A 16,368-nucleotide genomic window follows, 5' to 3' on the forward strand; every position below is an offset into this window, starting at 1 on the left:
CTGCGTGCAGCACTGTCCGTACCGGCGTACGGACCGCCGTAGGGTGGCCGATGTGGCTGCTTCCGAAACCTCCCGCACCCCTCCCGGCATCCGGCCCGGTGCGCCCGCCGCGGACCTGAGCGCGCTGGCCGCCGAGCTGCGCGCGCTGGCTCCGTCCTGCGGGGCGGTGCGGCTGGTCGCGGTGGACGGGCACGCGGGCTCCGGCAAGACCACCTTCGCGGACCGGCTGGCCGCCGCGCTCGGGGGCGCCCCGGTGGTCCACCTGGACGACCTGGCCACCCATGCCGAGCCCTTCGGCTGGACCGGACGGCTGCGCGCCCAGGTGCTGGAGCCGCTGGCGGCCGGGCGGGACGCCGCGTACGAGGTCTACGACTGGACGCTGCGCCGGTTCGCCTCGACGGCGGCGGTGCCGCTCGCGCCCGTGGTGCTGGTGGAGGGGGTGGGCGCCGGGCGCCGGGCGGTGCGGCCGTGGCTCGCCAGGCTGGTCTGGATGGAGCTGGCGGCCGAGGACGCCCGGCGGCGCGGCGAGGAGCGGGACGGCCCGGCCCTGGCGGAGTTCTGGGAGGGCTGGGCGCGGGCCGAATCGGCGCATTTCGCCGCCGATCCGAGCCGCCCGCACGCCGGGACCACGGTCGACGGAGTGACCGGGCGGATCTCGCCGGGCACCGTCGGTGAACCTTCAACAAGCCCTTGACCTGCGGCATCGCCAGAACATAGGTTCTCCTCAGTTGCCGGACTCGTTGAGCGGGCAACATTCGGACGCGGCATCCCCGGCTTGTTCCCCCGTGAGCCGGGGGTGCCGTCCCCCTTTCGGTGCCGGCGGCGCCGCGGTGGGCCCCGCACGGTCGTGGAATCGACCGGGACCGGCCAATCGATGCCCCCGGCCGCGTCCCCCTCCGCCCGATTGCGTGGAGCGCGGCGGCACGGTCAGTGACCATCCGGGAGCCGCGCAGGGCCCGGTGCATGCCCTGGCCGGCCGCCAGGGGCGTCTGGGGATCCCACTCGTTCTGCAGGACAAGTGCGCCGACCGTGTTGTCCACCGTCGTCCCGGGCTCGCTGCCCTCCTGCCAGAAGGCGCACGGCTTGATAGCGGACGCGAAGTCGCCGTACAGCGGGTACCGGGCCCGGTCGCGGACCGCGTCGCGGCGGTACTGCTCTGGGTCGCGCGGCCAGGTACGGGTGTCGGCCCAGGCACTCGCGATCTCGTTGTCCGGGAGAACGGTACGGGCGGGCGCCGCGGGGACGCGCTCCGCGGCCCGCCCGGGCGGGCCGGCGGGGGCCGGCGTCCTGCCCTCGGCCGCCTTCTTCAGCTCGGCGACCTTCTCGGCGGCCTCCTGGACGTGGAAGAACGTGGCGCGCAGCCGGGAGCGGATGTCGTCACCCGTGAGGGCCTCCCCGCCGGAGTCGACGGGCCGGCGGTCGGCCCGGGCGACAACGTCCCAGAAGGTCGTGCGGACCTCGGCCGGAGTCTCACCCAGGTGGTACGTCGTGTGGTGCCGGGCGGTCCATTCGCTCCACCGGGTGAAGGCGGGCTCGGCCCCCTCGGCCATCCCCCGGAACATTCCCTGCCAGATCCGCGCGGAGTCGGTCGCACTGTCCAGAACGAACCGGTCGGCCCGCTGGGGGAACATCTGCGTGTAGACGGCGCCGAGGTAGGTGCCGTAGGAGTACCCCACGTAGGAGATCTTCTTCTCTCCCAGCACGGCACGGATGACGTCCATGTCGCGAGCGGTGTTACGGGTGGTGAGGTGCGGGAGTGTCCCGCCCGCTGCGGCGCGGCACTTGGCGGCCACCGTGCGCACCCACTCCACGTCCCTCGCGAACGTTCCGGCCTTGTACGGGCGTTCGGGGTTCTGTTCGTCGTCGGTCAGACCGCAGCTGACGGGAGAGCTCCGAAAGCGACGAACAGCCCCGCTTATGGCCGTCGGCGCCGTGGCAGCCCAGGGGTGCCGGCCCTCCGCCCTTGTGTGCGCGGGAGGTTGGCGCGTCCGACTGCGGGAGGGAGCGGCCCGGTCCCTTCTCCGCTCATCGTGCGTTCTGCCGTCAACCGGTCAGGACACCATCCTGGTCTGCGGGGTCACGGGTGCACATCGCGGGAAGGCGGGAGAAATCGCTCCCCCGATCGGGGGAGGCCGCCGGTGAGCAGGCCGGTCATACTGCCGATCATGATCACGGGAATCCGGCCGCTGCTGCGCGGCTCCACGTATTCGGGTGTGTTGTTCGCCTATGGCGGCGCGTTGGCGAGCCTTCCGCTGCTGCCTCTCGCCATGCTGCCGGTGCTGGCGTGGCGAACCGCGCCCTACGGAGTGCAGGTTGTCCTCGTCCTGCTGGCCTGGGCGGCACTGATCGGTGCGGTCGGGCTGGCCCGCACCACGCGGCGGGTGCTGATCGTGTGCGCCCGTCGTCTGCTGAGGGTTCCGTTGCCGGATCCCGTGGCCGGCCGTCCGCCCGCGGGCCCGCCCGGCACCGGGCCGACCCCTGCCGTGCCGGCCGCCGCCGTACCGTCCGGCACCGATCGCTGGCGGACTCCGGTCTGGCTGCTGCTGCACGTGGCGGTGGGGTGGACGGGGGCGCTCGTGAGCGGCGTGCTGCTCGCCGCGGGCCTGACCCTCCCGGGGGGCTGGACCGGCGCCGAGGCGGGGCTGAGTCTGTTCGGCCGGTCGGTGCGGGTGGCGGACGGCTGGATGAGCTGGGTGGCGGCGCTCGGCTGCGTGCTGGTGGCGGCGGCCGGGTGCGTGGGGGTGACGAGCGCCCTGCGGTGGTCGGCGCCGAGGCTGCTGGGCCCGTCGTCGGCCGAGCGGCTCGCGCTGGCCTCCGAGCGGGAGCTGCGGCTGGCCGAACGCAACCGGCTGGCCCACGAGTTGCACGACTCGATCGGGCACACGCTGACGGCGGCCACGATCCAGGCGGCGGTGGCGGGCGAGGTGCTCTCCGCCGATCCGGTGGCGGCACGGGCCGCGATGCGCAGCATCGAGGAATCGACCCGGGCCGCGCTGGAGGATCTGGACTACGTGCTGGGCGTGCTGCGCGAGGAGAAGGCGGGGACGGCGCCGACACGGACCTTGGCGGACCTGCCCGAGCTGCTGGAGCGGTTGGGCCACGCGGGCGCGGTGGTGGCGCCGGAGCTGTCGGGCGAGCTGGCGCAGGTGCAGGGGACGCTCTCCCGTGCGGCGTACCGGATCCTCCAGGAGGGGCTGACCAACGCGTTGCGCCACGGGGCGGGCGGTCCGATCGAGGTCCGGGTGGTGGCCGCGTCGGACGCGCTGGAGCTCAGTGTGGTCAACCGGACCGGGGCGGGGGCAACGACCGGCAAGACCCCGGGTGCCTTCCCCACGTCCGGGCACGGCCTGTCCGGACTGGCCGAGCGCGTGCGGCTGTTGCACGGCGAGCTCGACGCCGGCCCGGACGGACCGCAGCGCTGGCGGCTGGCTGTCCGGCTGCCGGTACGCTTGTCGGCATGATCGGCCCTGACACGAGCGCAGCCGTCATGGCCGGCCCGGGCCTCGCCCCGACCACCCCGACCGTCACCCCTGTCACCCCTGTCACCCTCCTGATCGCGGACGACGACGAGGTGACCCGCAGCGGTCTGGGCACGCTGCTCGCGGCGCAGCCGGGGATCGCGGTGGTCGGCGAGGCCGCCGACGGCGTCGAGGCGGTCGAACAGGCACAACGACTGCGGCCGGACGTCGTCCTGATGGATGTGCGGATGCCGCGCCGCAACGGGATCGAGGCCACCCGGCAGCTGCTGGCCGAGTCGGCCGAGCCGCCGAAGGTGGTGGTGATCACCACCTTCGAGAACGACGACTACGTCACCGCCGCGCTCAGCGCGGGGGCCTGCGGGTTCGTGCTCAAGCGACTCCCGGTCCGGCAGATCGCGGAGGCGGTGCGGGTGGTGGCGACGGGGGAGGCGATCCTCTTCCCGGCCGCCCTGCGCCGGATGGTCGCCGCCCGCCCGCTGGGCTCCGCCGAGGCGTTGCCTAAGGCGGCGTTGACGGGGCGGGAGGAGGAGGTGCTCCGGCTGATGGCCACCGGCCTGTCCAACCCGGAGATCGCGGACTCGCTCACGGTGAGCCTGGAGACGGTCAAGACCCACGTCGGGAACGTGCTGACCAAGCTCGGCGCGCAGAACCGGACCCACGCGGTGGTGATCGCGTACGAGTCCGGTCTGGTGGTGCCGGGGTTCACCGGCTGACGCGCCCGGACCTGCGCCCGGTGCGGGGGCCCGTGCGGGTTTCCGGCCAGGGCGCACACCCGCGTGCCGGCTCGGACGCCGGTTCGAACCCGTCCGACCCGTGCGAACGCCCAACAACCGCGCCCCCGATCGCATTTGACTGCGCGCGGCACCCTTCCGGATCAGCGCCGCGCCGGTACGATTCCTGGCAGGCGCATTGGCGCCCCGGGGGCTTCGACCACCGGCCGGCTCTCCGCACGCGACGCGCCGGCCGAGCCCCGAGGCACACCGCGGGGGGCGTGAGTGACGACGGTGGACAGTTCCGACAGCAACAACGCGGGCGGCCCGGCTCCGAACCGGCTCGCCGACCGGGCCTGGCTGCGCGCCATGGACGCCTACACGGCGGGCGCGTACGCCCGTGCGGAGGAGGAGTTCCGCGCGGCCGTCCGGCTGGACCCGGGGATGGCCGACGCCTGGCTCGGCCTGCACGCCCTGCGCAGCGACACCTCCGGGGCGCTGCTGGCGATGTACCGCCACCAGAAACGTTTCGGCGAGCAGCGCAGAATCCACCGCCGCCCGCTCAGCTCCTGGTACTGGCTGGGCTGGTGGGTCCAGCCGGTCCTGGAGGACGCCCGTGACCTGGCGCTCGCGCACGCCTCGCACTGGCTGGACGGCCGCCATCTCGCCGAGCTGGACCAGGCGTTGGAGCAGTGCCCGGCCCCGAGCGAGGACCCGTCCGCGCGGTTCCTGCACGCCTGCCGTTCCTACCTGCTCAAGGACTGGGAACAGCTGATCCGGGACACCGACCGGTTGCTGGACGACCCGCTGCTCGGCATCGAGGCCGGGCTCTTCGCCGGGATGGCACGGGTCCGGTTGGACATGTGCGCGCAGGCCCAGGCACCCCTGGCGGCCTCGCTCGCCCGCTGCCGCTCCGAACAGCCGCAGCGCAAGGAGCTGCGGTACTGGCTGGCCCGGGCGTACGAGGGGGCCGGGCGCAGCGCCGCCGCGCTGCCGCTCTACCGGGCGGTGCACCGGGCCGATCCGGCGTTCATGGACACCGCGGCACGGCTAGCGGCGATCTCGGCCGAGGACGGGCTGGTCGACGGGCTGCTGGACGCCGTCGGCGGGGCCGGCGGCCGCGAGCCCGGGGGCGCCATGCCCGGCGAAGAGGCGTTCGACGCGGCCGAGTTGGACGCGGCGGTGTTGGACGCTGCGGAGGCGGAGGCGGCGGGCCCGGAGTCGGCGGTGGCGGACGTCGCGGGGTACGGGACTCCCGGGTTCGGCCCGGGCACGTTCGAGGCCTCGGCGTTCCCCGGGGACGCCTTCCCGGCCGAGGAGCTCCCGGCCGGGGACTTCCCGGGTACGGCGTTCCCGGCAGGGGAGTTTCCGGCCGAGGCGTTCCCGGCCGAGGTGTTCCCGGGTGGGTCGTTCCCGGCCGGGAACCCGGCGTCCGGCGAGGAGGCGACCGGGCCCGCCGAGGCGGGGGCCCCGCCACTGGCCGCCGGCGAGCGGTCCGGCTCGGCCGTCCCGCCCGTCGCCCCGGCTCCCGCCGCCGGGCAGGTGCCGGGCCGGGGCGAGGCCCTCCCCCGGGCCGCGAGCACCTTTGCTCCCGAGGAACGGGAGGGCGGCGAGCGGGAGTTGGACGAGGCCCTGGCAGAACTCGCCCGGATGGTCGGCCTGGAGCCGGTCAAGCGGCAGGTCCGGGCGCTCTCCGCGCAGCTGCGGATGTCCCGGCTGCGGGCCGCGCAGGGCCTGCCGATCCAGCCGCCCAAGCGGCATTTCGTCTTCTCCGGCCCCTCCGGCACCGGCAAGACCACCGTGGCGCGCATCCTCGGCCGGGTCTTCCACGCCCTCGGCCTGCTCTCCGGCGACCATCTGGTCGAGGCCCAGAGAGCCGACCTGGTCGGCGAGTTCCTCGGCCAGACCGCGGTCAAGGCGAACGAGCTGATCGACTCCGCGCTGGACGGCGTGCTCTTCATCGACGAGGCGTACAGCCTCTCCAACTCCGGCTACAGCAAGGGCGACGCATACGGCGACGAGGCGCTGCAGGTGCTGCTGAAGCGGGCCGAGGACAACCGCGACCGGCTGGTGGTGATCCTGGCCGGCTACCCGGAGGGGATGAACCGGCTGCTCGCCACCAACCCCGGCCTCAACTCCCGCTTCACCACCCGGGTCGACTTCCCCAGCTACCGCCCCGGCGAGCTGACCGCGATCGGCGCGGCGCTCGCCGGCCGGGACGGCGACGGCTGGGACGAGGACGCCGCCGAGGAGCTGGCCAGCATCTGCACCCATGTGGTGCGCGAGGGCTGGATCGACGACCTCGGCAACGGCCGGTTCATCCGCACCCTGTACGAGAAGTCCTGCGCCTACCGGGACCTCCGGCTCTCGCTGCTGCGCGAGCCGCCGGGCCGCGAGGACCTGGCGACGCTGCGGCTGCCGGACCTCGTACAGGCCTACGGCGAGCTGATCGACGGCCGGGGCTGACTCCGCCGTCCCCGGCCGCCGTCGCCGCTCAGCCGGCCAGGACCTTGGCCTCCCGCTCCGGGTCCAGGCCGACCACCGGCCGGTCCGGGCGCTGCGGGGCCGTACCGCCGATGGACCGCAGCCAGGCCCAGGTGTCCGCGACCGTCTCCGACACCGGCCGGCAGCGCAGCCCGGCGGCCACCGCCTTGGCCACGTCGGAGCCGTGCATGGCCTCGTGCAGCTCGCCCGGCGGCGTCCAGACCGGCAGGTCGCTCCACGGCTCGATGCCGGCCGCCAGGATCACTCCGGGCTCGGTCCAGCGCAGCTCTGCGTCCGAGCCGGTGGCCCGGACGCAGGCCTCCAGCAGCCCGCCCATGGTGGCGTGCCCCTGCGGACTGACCAGGTCGTACGCGCCGCCGAGACCGGCCGCCAGGGCGTCGAGGGTCCAGACCGCGACATCGCGGGCGTCGATGTACTGGATCGCGAGCTCGCGCGGGCCCGGGGCGAGCACCGGGCCGCCGCGGGCGATCCGGCCCAGCCACCAGGGCAGCCGGCCGATGTTCTCGTACGGGCCGATGATCAGCCCGGCACGGGCGAGCAGGGCCCGGTCCCCGAGGGCGTCCAGCAGGGCCAGCTCGGCGCCCCGCTTGGCCTGCGGGTACGGCACCTCGCCGGCGTCCGGCGAGCCCTCGACCACCGGCGCGCTCTCGTCCGCCCCGGCCGGGGTCGGGTACGTGTACACCGACCGGCTGGACACGTACGCGTAGCGGCCGATCCGGCCGGCCAGCAGGCGGGCGCTGTCGCGCACCGCCGCGGGGGCGCCGGACCAGGTGTCCACGACGGCGTCCCACTCCCCCTCGGCCAGTGCGGCCAGGCCGCCCTCGGCCGTGCGGTCCCCGTGCAGGGCGCGTACGCCCTCCGGGGGCTCGTGCGTCCCCCGGTGGAAGACCGTCACCTCCCATCCCCGGGCCAGCGCCTCCTCCGTGACGGCGCGACCGACGAATTCCGTTCCACCCAGCAGTAGAAGCCTCATGCCGACCACCCTGCACAGAGGGTGGCCGGCATGGGAACAGGCGAACGCTCAGAGCAGAATCGCCCACAGCGGAAGCCCGGTGGCGGATCAGGCGGCGGAGCGGTGGTCCGGGTCGTGGACCTCGCCGACCAGCTCCTCCACCACGTCCTCCAGCGTGACCACACCGAGCGTGCGCCCGTCCTGGTCGAGCACGGCGGCCAGGTGGCAGGCGGCCCGGCGCATCGCGCCGAGCGCGTCGTCCAGCAGGAGCGTGCCGCGCAGCACCGTGATCGGCCGCCAGAGGCGCGCCGGGACGGGAGCCGACTGGTCCTCGACGTCCAGGATGTCCTTGAGGTGCAGGTAGCCGAGGTAGCCCTGACCGGCCGGGTCGCCGTCGGTGACCGGGAACCGTGAGAAGCCGGTGCGCAGCGCCAGCTCCTCGACCTGCGCGGCGGTCACCTTGGTGTCCACGGTGACCAGCTGCTCGGGCTTGAGCAGGACGTCGGTGACCGGGCGGCGGCCCATCTCCAGGGCGTCCTCCAGGCGTTCCTGGCGGTCCTCGTCGAGCAGGCCGGCGTCCCGGGAGTCGAGCAGCAGGTACATCAGCTGCTCGGTGGTGAAGACCGACTCCACCTCGTCCTTGGCCTCGACCTTGACCAGCTTCAGCACGCCGTTGGCGAAGGCGTTCAGGAAGCGGATCACCGGCGTGAGCCAGCGGGCGAGCCGGTCCAGCGGCGGGCCGAGCCAGAGCGCGGCCTTCTCCGGGCCGGCCAGCGCCATGTTCTTCGGCACCATCTCGCCCATCACCATGTGGAGGTAGACCACCACGGCCAGCGAGATGCCGTACGACAGCGGGTGCATCAGGCCGGACGGGATCCCGATCGCGTGGAACGGGCCCTCCAACAGGTGGGCGATGGTCGGCTCGGCGAGGGCACCGAGGCCCAGCGAGCAGACGGTGATGCCGAGCTGGGCGGCGGCGAGCATCGCGGAGACGTTGGAGAGCGCGTGCAGCACGGTGCGGGCGCGCCTGTTGCCGGCCTCGGCGAGCGGTTCGATCTGGCTGCGCCGGACCGAGATGACGGCGAACTCGGCGCCGACGAAGAACGCGTTGCCGAGCAGCAGCAGGACGGCGACGGCCAGTTGGAGCGCGGTCATCGGGTCCCGTCCTCGTCGTCGCCGAACTGGTGGTGGCCGCCGGTGCGTTCGACCCGCACCCGGCTGGTGCGGTGGCGGTCCACGGCCTCGACGGTGAACCGCCAGCCGGGCAGCTCGGCCTGCTCGCCCGGGACGGGCAGGCGGCCGAGCAGGTCGGAGACCAGGCCGGCCAGCGTCTCGTACGGGCCGTCGGGGGCGTGCAGGCCGATGGCCTCCAGCTGGTCGATCCGGGCCCGGCCGTCGGCGGCCCAAACGGGCTGCCCGCCGACCGGCGGCAGCGGGACCAGCTCGGGGGTGTCGGCCGGGTCGTGCTCGTCCTGCACCTCGCCGACGATCTCCTCGACGATGTCCTCGACGGTGACCACGCCGGCGGTGCCGCCGTACTCGTCCACCACGATGGCCATCGGCTGGAGCCGGCGCAGCTGGTCGAGCAGCCGCTCGGCCGGGAGCGTCTCGGGCACCAGCAGCGGCGGCACGGCGAGCTCGCCGACGCGCACCAGGCCGCGGCGGGCGGCCGGGACGGCGAGGGCGTCCTTGAGCGTGACGGTGCCAGTGACCTCGTCCAGGCTGTCCGTGTAGACCGGGAAGCGGGAGAGGCCGGTGGCCCGGGTGAGGTTGAGCACGTCGGCGGCGCTGGCGTCGCGCTGGAGGGCGGCGACGTCCACGCGCGGGGTCATGACCGACTCGGCGGTCAGCTCGCCCAGGCCGAGCGTGCGCACGAACAGGGTGGCCGACTCCTCGTCTATCGCACCGGCCTTGGCCGAGTGCCGGGCCAGCGAGACGAGCTCGGCCGGGGTCCGGGCGTGGCCCAGCTCCTCCTGCGGCTCGATCCCGAAGGCGCGGACGGTGCGGTCCGCGGAGCCGTTCAGAAAGCTGATCAGCGGGCGGCAGGCGCGGGAGAAGGCCATGTGCGGGGCGGCCACCGCGCGGGCCACCTGGAGCGGCCGGGAGATCGCCCAGTTCTTCGGGACGAGCTCGCCGATCACCATTTGCACCACGGTGGCCATCATCATGCCGATGACGACGGCGGCGGCGCGGGCGGCGCCGTCGGACAGGCCGATACCGGTGAACACGGGCTTCAGCAGGACGGAGAGCGCCGGCTCGGCGAGCATGCCGACCACCAGCGAGGTGACGGTGATGCCGAGCTGGGCGCCGGAGAGCTCGAAGGAGAGGTGGCGCTGGGCCCTGGCGACCCGGCCGGCCGGCGCGTCGCCGGCCTCGGCGGCACGCTCGACGGCCCCGCGCTCGACGGTCACGAAGGCGAACTCGGCGGCCACGAAGAGGCCGTTGGCGAGGATGAGCAGAAGTGCCGCGAACAGCAGCAGCCAGGCGGTGATCACAGTGCCGCCTGCCTTCCGGTGGTCGGAAGTGGGGCGGCGTGGGTACTACCGGACGGATCGTCCATGGACGGGGGGTGTCACTCCTCTGGTCGTCGGAAGCAGGGCCAGGGGACCGCCGGCGGTGCGCTTTGCCCTGCTTTTACCAGCGTAGACGATACCCGTACGGCTGTCGGATCCGTGTTCGGACAGGCCGCCCACGGCTTCGTGCGGCCTGCCGGGCCCTCTACCGCGCCGGGGGCCCTCTACGGCCGTGCCCTCGGCGGCCGGCCGGTCAGCGGCCGTGGTGCTCGACCAGGTCGCGCAGCGCGCGGGCGTCCGCGATCGCCTGCGCCTTGCCGACGCCGGACTGGATGCCGACCACCGCGAGCGAGGTGCCGTCGGCGAGGTCGAGCGTCGCCCACGGGTCGCCCTGACGGAAGTTGACCCGGACGATCTCGGCCCAGCCCAGCCGGCGACGCCGGACGAAGTTCACCACGGTGACGCCCTCGGCGTCCGCGCTCACCCGCGGGCGGGCCAGCATCAGGCCGGCGGCGGCGAAGAGGACCCCGCTGAGCACCATCATGATCCGGTCGTTGAGCTGCCAGCTCGCCGGGAGCGCGACCGCGATCACGGCGAACAGGACGACCAGCAGCGCGCAGACCGGCAGCAGCACGGCCCGGGTACGGCGCGGTGCCCAGGTGACGGGGAGCTCGGCGGGGGTGGACACGTGGGGTCTCCGGGGGTCGTTCTGGGGAGGTCCGGCCTGGGGAAGGCCGGCGGAAGGGGTGGGGACGCCGGCCGGCGTCCCCACCCCATTGAACCGGTACCCGACTCCGCGCCGGCGACCGCCCCCGGGGGCCGGAGGCGGCGGGCGGTCAGAGGCGGCAGGCGTGGATGTTGGTGACCAGGATCGCCCGGGCGCCGATGCCCCACAGGTCGTCCATGATCCGCTGGGCCTCCTTGCGGAGCACCATCGAGCGGACCGCGACCCAGCCCTCGGTGTGCAGCGGCGAGACCGTCGGCGACTCCAGGCCCGGGGTCAGCGCGACGGCCGCGCCGACGTTCTCGGCGCGGATGTCGTAGTCCATCAGCACGTAGCGGCGGGCCACCAGCACGCCCTGCAGGCGGCGCAGGAACTGGTCGACGCCGGCGTCCTCGCCCGCGCCCTTGGGGCGGATGACCACGGCGTCGGAGACCAGGATCGGCTCCCCGAACACCTCCAGGCCGGCGTTGCGCAGGCTGGTGCCGGTCTCCACCACGTCGGCGATCACGTCGGCGACGCCCAACTGCACCGCGGTCTCCACCGCGCCGTCCAGCTTGGTCACGGTCGCCTTGACCCCGTGGTCGGCGAGGTGCTGCTCGACCAGGCCGGTGTAGGAGGTGGCGATCCGCAGCCCCTCCAGACCCTGCACGTCCTTGACGTCCACGCCCTCAGGGCGGGCGAAGCGGAAGGTGGAGCCGCCGAAGCCGAGCGCCAGCACCTCCTCCGCGTTGGAGTGCGAGTCCAGCAGCAGGTCGCGGCCGGTGATGCCGACGTCCAGGCGGCCGGAGCCGACGTACACCGCGATGTCGCGCGGGCGCAGGAAGAAGAACTCGACCTGGTTGTCCGGGTCGACGAGGACGAGCTCCTTCGGGTCCTTGCGCTGGCGGTAGCCGGCCTCATGGAGCATCTCCGCCGCCGGACCCGAGAGCGAACCCTTGTTGGGGAGGGCGATGCGCAGCATGGAGGTCGGTTCCTTACCTGTTTTGGTGGGGTGGTGCGGTTTCTCTGGACCGGTGACTAGAGGTACTTGTAGACGTCGTCGAGCGTCAGCCCGCGGGCGACCATCATCACCTGAAGGTGGTAGAGGAGCTGGGAGATCTCCTCGGCGGTCTGCTCGTCCGACTGGAACTCGGCGGCCATCCAGACCTCGGCGGCCTCCTCGACGACCTTCTTGCCGATCGCATGGACGCCCTGCTGGACGAGCTGCGCGGTACGGGAGGACGAGGGGTCGCCGGTGGCGGCCTTCTGCTGGAGCTCGGTGAAGAGCTCCTCGAATGTCTTCGAAGCCATGATGGACTCACCTTACGGCGTGCGGGCTTACAGGCGGTAAACGGTCCCGGACCGTGGACAGTCCAATGGACATCCACGGTCCGGGGTCCCGAACGCGGGTTCGCGGGGAGTGCGCGGGGGGTCGGTTCAGAGCGCGCGCAGGGCGGCGGCGGTGGCCACGGCGGCGGTGACGGCCTCGTGTCCCTTGTCCTCCGCAGAGCCCGGCAGGCCCGCTCGGTCCACGGCCTGCTGCTCGTTGTCGCAGGTCAGGACGCCGAAGCCGACCGGAACGCCGGTGTCCACGCTGACCTGCGTGAGGCCGGAGGCGGCTGCCTGGCAGACGTAGTCGAAGTGCGGGGTGCCGCCGCGGATGACCACGCCGAGGGCGACCACGGCGTCGTAGCCGCGCTCGGCGAGCCGCTTGGCGGCGACCGGCAGCTCGAAGGTGCCGGGGACGCGCAGCACCGTCGGCTCGGCGATGCCCAGCTCCTTGAGCGCGCGGTGCGCGCCGTCCAGGAGGCCGTTCATCACCTGCTCGTGCCACTGGGCGGCGATCACGGCGACCTTGAGGTCGGCGGCGTTGTCGATGGTCAGCTCGGGGGCGCCGTGGCCGCTCATGGGCTGGTCCTCTTTCGGGGTGCGGGGTCGGTCGGGAGGTGGTTCGGGTTCAGGAGCCGAGGCCGGGCAGGTCGTGGCCCATCCGGTCGCGCTTGGTGCGCAGGTAGCGCAGGTTGTGCTCACCCGCCGGGGTCTCGACCGGCTCGCGGCCCTTGACCTTGAGGCCGTGCTCGGTGAGCGCGGCGAGCTTCTCCGGGTTGTTGGTCAGCAGGGTGAGCGAGCGCACCCCGAGATCCCCGAGCATCTGCGCGCCGATGCTGTAGTCGCGGGCGTCGGCGGGCAGGCCGAGGTCCAGGTTGGCGTCGACGGTGTCGCGGCCCTGCTCCTGCAGCTCGTAGGCGCGCAGCTTGTGGGCCAGGCCGATGCCCCGGCCCTCGTGACCGCGCAGGTAGAGGACGACGCCGCGGCCGGCCTCGGCGACCTTCCGGAGCGACGCCTCCAGCTGCGGCCCGCAGTCGCAGCGCAGCGAGCCGAACACGTCGCCGGTCAGGCACTCGGAGTGGACCCGCACCAGCACGTCCTCGCCGTCCGGCAGCCGGCCGTCGGCGTCCAGGCCGCCCGCGACCAGGGCGAGGTGCTCGATCCCGTCGATGCTGCCCTGGTAGCCGACCGCGGTGAACTCCCCGTACGCGGTGGGCAGCGCGGTGACGGCGGCCCGGTCCACGTGCAGCTCGGTGCGGCGGCGGTAGGCGATCAGGTCCTCGATCGAGATGATCGCCAGGCCGTGCTCACGGGCGAAGGCGACCAGCTCGGGCAGCCGCGCCATGGTGCCGTCGTCGTTGACCACCTCGGCGATGGCACCGGCCGGCGCCAGCCCGGCCAGGCGGGCCAGGTCGACGGCGGCCTCGGTGTGGCCGGGGCGGACCAGCACACCGCCCTCGACAGCCCGCAGCGGGAAGACGTGCCCGGGGCGGGTCAGGTCGGCCGGCTCGGTGCCGGCCGAGGAGAGCAGCCGGACGGTACGGGCGCGGTCGGCGGCCGAGATGCCGGTGTCGACCCCGTCGCGGGCGTCGACCGAGACGGCGTAGGCGGTGCCCTTGCGGTCCTCGTTGACCTGGGTCATCGGGGGCAGCTTGAGCCGGTCCAGCTCGTCGGCGGTCATCGGCACGCAGATCACGCCGGAGCTGTAACGGATGGTGAAGGCCATCAGCTCGGGGGTGGCCGCGGAGGCGGCGAAGACGATGTCGCCCTCGTTCTCGCGGTCCTCGTCGTCGACCACGATCACGGCGCGGCCGAGCGCGATGTCGGCGACGGCCCGCTCGACCGGGTCGAGCACGAGGTCTTCGCCCACGAGGTCTTCGGTGGCGCGGTCGGTGCTCATGCGGAGGCTCCCTGGAGGACGGTGGCGGACGAGGTGCGGGGCTCACGGGTGCTCAGCCACCAGGAGCGCAGGCCGAGCAGCACCAGAACGAAGTAGATCGAGTAGGTGAGGCCGGAGAAGGAGTAGCCGCTGTTGAAGGCGAGCGGGACGCCGACGACGTCGACGGCGATCCAGGCGAACCAGAACTCCACCCAGCCGCGGGCCTGGGCGACCATCGCCGCCAGCGTGCCCACGAAGATGTAGGCGTCCGACCAAGGGCTCCAGGACAGGCTGGGGTTGGCCAGGAACAGCCAGGCCAGAGCACCCGTGCCGAGCGCGGTGCCGGCCACCAGGGCGGCCCGCTCCGGCCAGCTCGCGAACCGGACGGCGATCCCACCGGTGCCGCGCCGGCCGCGCTGCCACTGCGTCCAGCCCCAGGCGGCCGTGGCGACGACGATCAGCTGCTTGCCGATCAGGCCGGGCACATGGCCGTTCAGGTACGCCGTGATCAGCACGAGGCCGGAGAGCAGCTGGACCGGCCAGCTCCACACCGAGCGGCGCCAGCCCAGCGCGAGGGCGGACAGCCCGAGCAGGTTGCCGAACATGTCGGCCCACTTCACGTGCTCACCGAAGACGGTGAACGCTTCTCCACTGAGCCAGTTCACTGGGACTCTCCGGTCGTCTCGGCGGCGATGGTGGGGGGAAGGGTGCGCGATTCGAGCAGGCGCTCCACGTACTTGGCGAGTACGTCGACCTCGAGGTTGACGCTCTCGCCGACGGTCTTGGCGCCCAGTGTGGTCAGCGCGAGGGTGGCGGGGATGAGGCTGACGGTGAAGCTGTCCCGAGCCGCCTCGACCACGGTGAGGCTGACGCCGTCCACGGTGATCGAGCCCTTCTCCACCAGGTAGCGGGAGATGCTGTCGGGCAGCGAGAAGCGCAGCACCTCCCAGCGGAGGTTGCCCTCGGCGTCTCGCTCGCCGGGCTCGCGGCCCAACAGGGCGCCGGTGGCGTCGACATGACCCTGTACGAGGTGGCCGCCGAGCCGGGCACCGAGCGCCATGGCCCGCTCCAGGTTGACCCGCGAGCCGGGCTTCAACTCGCCCAGACTGGAGCGGTGCAGCGTCTCGGCCATCACGTCGGCACTGAACTCGCCTGTCTCGGCAGCCAGTTGCTCGGGGCTGTCGACGACGGTGAGGCAGACGCCGTTGACCGCGATGGAGTCGCCGTGGTGCGCGCCCTGACAGACCACCGGGCCACGCAGGCGGATTCGCGAGGAGTCGCCGATCTCCTCGATCGACACGACCTCGCCGAGCTCTTCGATGATGCCGGTGAACACCCGGGTTCTCCTCGCGCTTGGGGCGCGGACTCCGGGGCGGCATGGGAGAGGACACGGACGGGCACGGGTGCACGAGCCCCGGGGCACGACCCGTCGCCGGGGTGCCGCAGAACCGCCGGGAGAGAGCTCTCCCGTCGCACACCTTCCCGAGGTCCACCGGGGGACCACGGGCACTGCTCTTCGTCCGCCGCGCACGCCTCCCATCCGGACTTTAACCGTCGGTCCAGGAATTTCACCTGGTCAACCGGCCGCTGGCTGCGGACGGGTCGCGGACTGTAACCGCCGGTTCGGATTTTCACCGACCCCGGAGTGCGCTGAACGTCACTGCTACTACTGACGTCATTGTGCCATGATCCGCGCGAAGCGAGGGAGAGACTTCCACTGTGGTCTGTTTCACGTACGGCGCGGGAATGCGCCGGGCGCGCGGGCGACGAATTCCGGCCGCCCGGCGCGGGGCCGCCGTCATCCGCCAGGGCTCCGGCGGCATCACCGTCAAGGCTCCGGCGGAGCATCACCGTCAGGGCTCCAGCAGCGTCACCTCGGCGTGGTGGCGACGCTGCTGCGCGGCGTCCCAGTCCCCCGTGCAGTAGACGGAGAGGCGCTCGATCGCGCCGTCCCGGACGTCGGCGCGCAGCAGTTCGCGGCAGTACTGGCGCTCGCCGTCCTGCTCCCAGCTCTCCTCGACCTCCAGCACGAACCCGGCGTCGGTCCGGTCCATTCGGTGGCGCGGGACGCTGCCGGGCGCAGGGTGGCCGTTCCGCCGAAGGGCGACCAGGCCGTCGACGCCGCGGGACTGCAGGCGCCAGGACGGGACGGTGAGGTCGCAGAACACGTCGGGGCGGAAGAGACCGTCGGGCGGGGTGCCGGTCTCCAGGAAGGCGATCAGGAGGGTCGCGAGGCGGTCGGCGGTGGCGGTGGTGGTGGCGGGTGCGGCTGCCGTGGTCGTCATGGTGCGGCCCTCC

15 protein-coding genes, 1 pseudogene and 1 riboswitch are annotated in these 16,368 nt (G+C 73.4%); of the genes and pseudogenes, 4 read left to right on the plus strand and 12 right to left on the minus strand.

Annotation, left to right across the window (positions count from 1 at the left end):
* Nucleotides 1-52: 52 nt before the first annotated feature.
* A complete protein-coding gene (locus ACZ3YO_RS03525; protein ID WP_465564309.1) occupies nucleotides 53-694 on the plus strand; it encodes a uridine kinase family protein in 642 nt (213 codons plus the stop codon).
* Nucleotides 695-902: 208 nt separating this feature from the next.
* Here ACZ3YO_RS03525 and ACZ3YO_RS03530 read toward each other — a convergent pair.
* A pseudogene (locus ACZ3YO_RS03530) lies at nucleotides 903-1,895 on the minus strand (alpha/beta fold hydrolase); the annotation flags it as partial.
* A gap of 270 nt (nucleotides 1,896-2,165) precedes the next feature.
* Between ACZ3YO_RS03530 and ACZ3YO_RS03535 the strand changes: the two are divergent.
* The 3 genes from ACZ3YO_RS03535 to ACZ3YO_RS03545 all read left to right on the plus strand — a co-directional run bounded on the left by ACZ3YO_RS03535 (nucleotide 2,166) and on the right by ACZ3YO_RS03545 (nucleotide 6,655).
* On the plus strand, nucleotides 2,166-3,461 hold the full coding sequence (locus ACZ3YO_RS03535) for a sensor histidine kinase (protein ID WP_465564312.1): 1,296 nt from the start codon (nucleotides 2,166-2,168) through the stop codon (nucleotides 3,459-3,461).
* Between the two features lie 26 nt (nucleotides 3,462-3,487).
* Nucleotides 3,488-4,192: a response regulator transcription factor gene (locus ACZ3YO_RS03540; RefSeq protein WP_465565200.1), complete on the plus strand. Its 705-nt coding sequence runs from the start codon at nucleotides 3,488-3,490 to the stop codon at nucleotides 4,190-4,192.
* A 291-nt stretch (nucleotides 4,193-4,483) separates the two neighbouring features.
* Entirely contained in the window at nucleotides 4,484-6,655 is a 2,172-nt protein-coding gene (locus ACZ3YO_RS03545; RefSeq protein ID WP_465564314.1) for an AAA family ATPase, read from the plus strand.
* A gap of 28 nt (nucleotides 6,656-6,683) precedes the next feature.
* On the opposite strand, the gene ACZ3YO_RS03550 is transcribed toward ACZ3YO_RS03545, so the two are convergent.
* The 11 genes from ACZ3YO_RS03550 to ACZ3YO_RS03600 all read right to left on the minus strand — a co-directional run bounded on the left by ACZ3YO_RS03550 (nucleotide 6,684) and on the right by ACZ3YO_RS03600 (nucleotide 16,355).
* Entirely contained in the window at nucleotides 6,684-7,667 is a 984-nt protein-coding gene (locus ACZ3YO_RS03550; protein ID WP_465564316.1) for an NAD-dependent epimerase/dehydratase family protein, read from the minus strand.
* Nucleotides 7,668-7,754: 87 nt separating this feature from the next.
* Nucleotides 7,755-8,801 carry a hemolysin family protein gene (locus ACZ3YO_RS03555; protein WP_465564318.1) on the minus strand — a complete coding sequence of 349 codons (1,047 nt, stop codon included), beginning with the start codon at nucleotides 8,799-8,801 and terminating at the stop codon, nucleotides 7,755-7,757.
* On the minus strand, nucleotides 8,798-10,141 hold the full coding sequence (locus tag ACZ3YO_RS03560; RefSeq protein WP_465543716.1) for a hemolysin family protein: 1,344 nt from the start codon (nucleotides 10,139-10,141) through the stop codon (nucleotides 8,798-8,800). The genes ACZ3YO_RS03555 and ACZ3YO_RS03560 overlap by 4 nt, the downstream gene beginning before the upstream one ends.
* Nucleotides 10,142-10,412: 271 nt before the next feature.
* On the minus strand, nucleotides 10,413-10,847 hold the full coding sequence (locus tag ACZ3YO_RS03565; protein ID WP_465564320.1) for a PH domain-containing protein: 435 nt from the start codon (nucleotides 10,845-10,847) through the stop codon (nucleotides 10,413-10,415).
* A gap of 148 nt (nucleotides 10,848-10,995) precedes the next feature.
* Nucleotides 10,996-11,844 (minus strand): ATP phosphoribosyltransferase, encoded by an 849-nt coding sequence (gene hisG / locus ACZ3YO_RS03570; RefSeq protein WP_396323907.1) that lies wholly within the window; start codon nucleotides 11,842-11,844, stop codon nucleotides 10,996-10,998.
* Nucleotides 11,845-11,900: 56 nt separating this feature from the next.
* Complete coding sequence (locus ACZ3YO_RS03575) at nucleotides 11,901-12,173, minus strand: phosphoribosyl-ATP diphosphatase (RefSeq protein ID WP_030306151.1); 273 nt, start codon at nucleotides 12,171-12,173, stop codon at nucleotides 11,901-11,903.
* 126 nt (nucleotides 12,174-12,299) lie between these two features.
* The gene (gene ribH, locus ACZ3YO_RS03580; RefSeq protein ID WP_396323906.1) at nucleotides 12,300-12,770 is read right to left on the minus strand and encodes a 6,7-dimethyl-8-ribityllumazine synthase; all 471 of its coding nucleotides are present in this window, start codon (nucleotides 12,768-12,770) and stop codon (nucleotides 12,300-12,302) included.
* A 49-nt stretch (nucleotides 12,771-12,819) separates the two neighbouring features.
* Complete coding sequence (locus ACZ3YO_RS03585; protein ID WP_465564325.1) at nucleotides 12,820-14,091, minus strand: bifunctional 3,4-dihydroxy-2-butanone-4-phosphate synthase/GTP cyclohydrolase II; 1,272 nt, start codon at nucleotides 14,089-14,091, stop codon at nucleotides 12,820-12,822.
* Entirely contained in the window at nucleotides 14,088-14,735 is a 648-nt protein-coding gene (locus ACZ3YO_RS03590; RefSeq protein ID WP_396323904.1) for a nicotinamide mononucleotide transporter family protein, read from the minus strand. Before ACZ3YO_RS03590 ends, ACZ3YO_RS03585 begins: the two co-directional genes overlap by 4 nt.
* Nucleotides 14,732-15,406 (minus strand): riboflavin synthase, encoded by a 675-nt coding sequence (locus ACZ3YO_RS03595; RefSeq protein WP_465564328.1) that lies wholly within the window; start codon nucleotides 15,404-15,406, stop codon nucleotides 14,732-14,734. The genes ACZ3YO_RS03590 and ACZ3YO_RS03595 overlap by 4 nt, the downstream gene beginning before the upstream one ends.
* A 188-nt stretch (nucleotides 15,407-15,594) precedes the next feature.
* Nucleotides 15,595-15,722: riboswitch (FMN riboswitch) on the minus strand.
* 201 nt (nucleotides 15,723-15,923) lie between these two features.
* Complete coding sequence (locus ACZ3YO_RS03600; RefSeq protein ID WP_465564330.1) at nucleotides 15,924-16,355, minus strand: hypothetical protein; 432 nt, start codon at nucleotides 16,353-16,355, stop codon at nucleotides 15,924-15,926.
* Nucleotides 16,356-16,368 lie beyond the last annotated feature (13 nt).

It is taken from the genome of Kitasatospora sp. NPDC022785, from assembly GCF_055561295.1.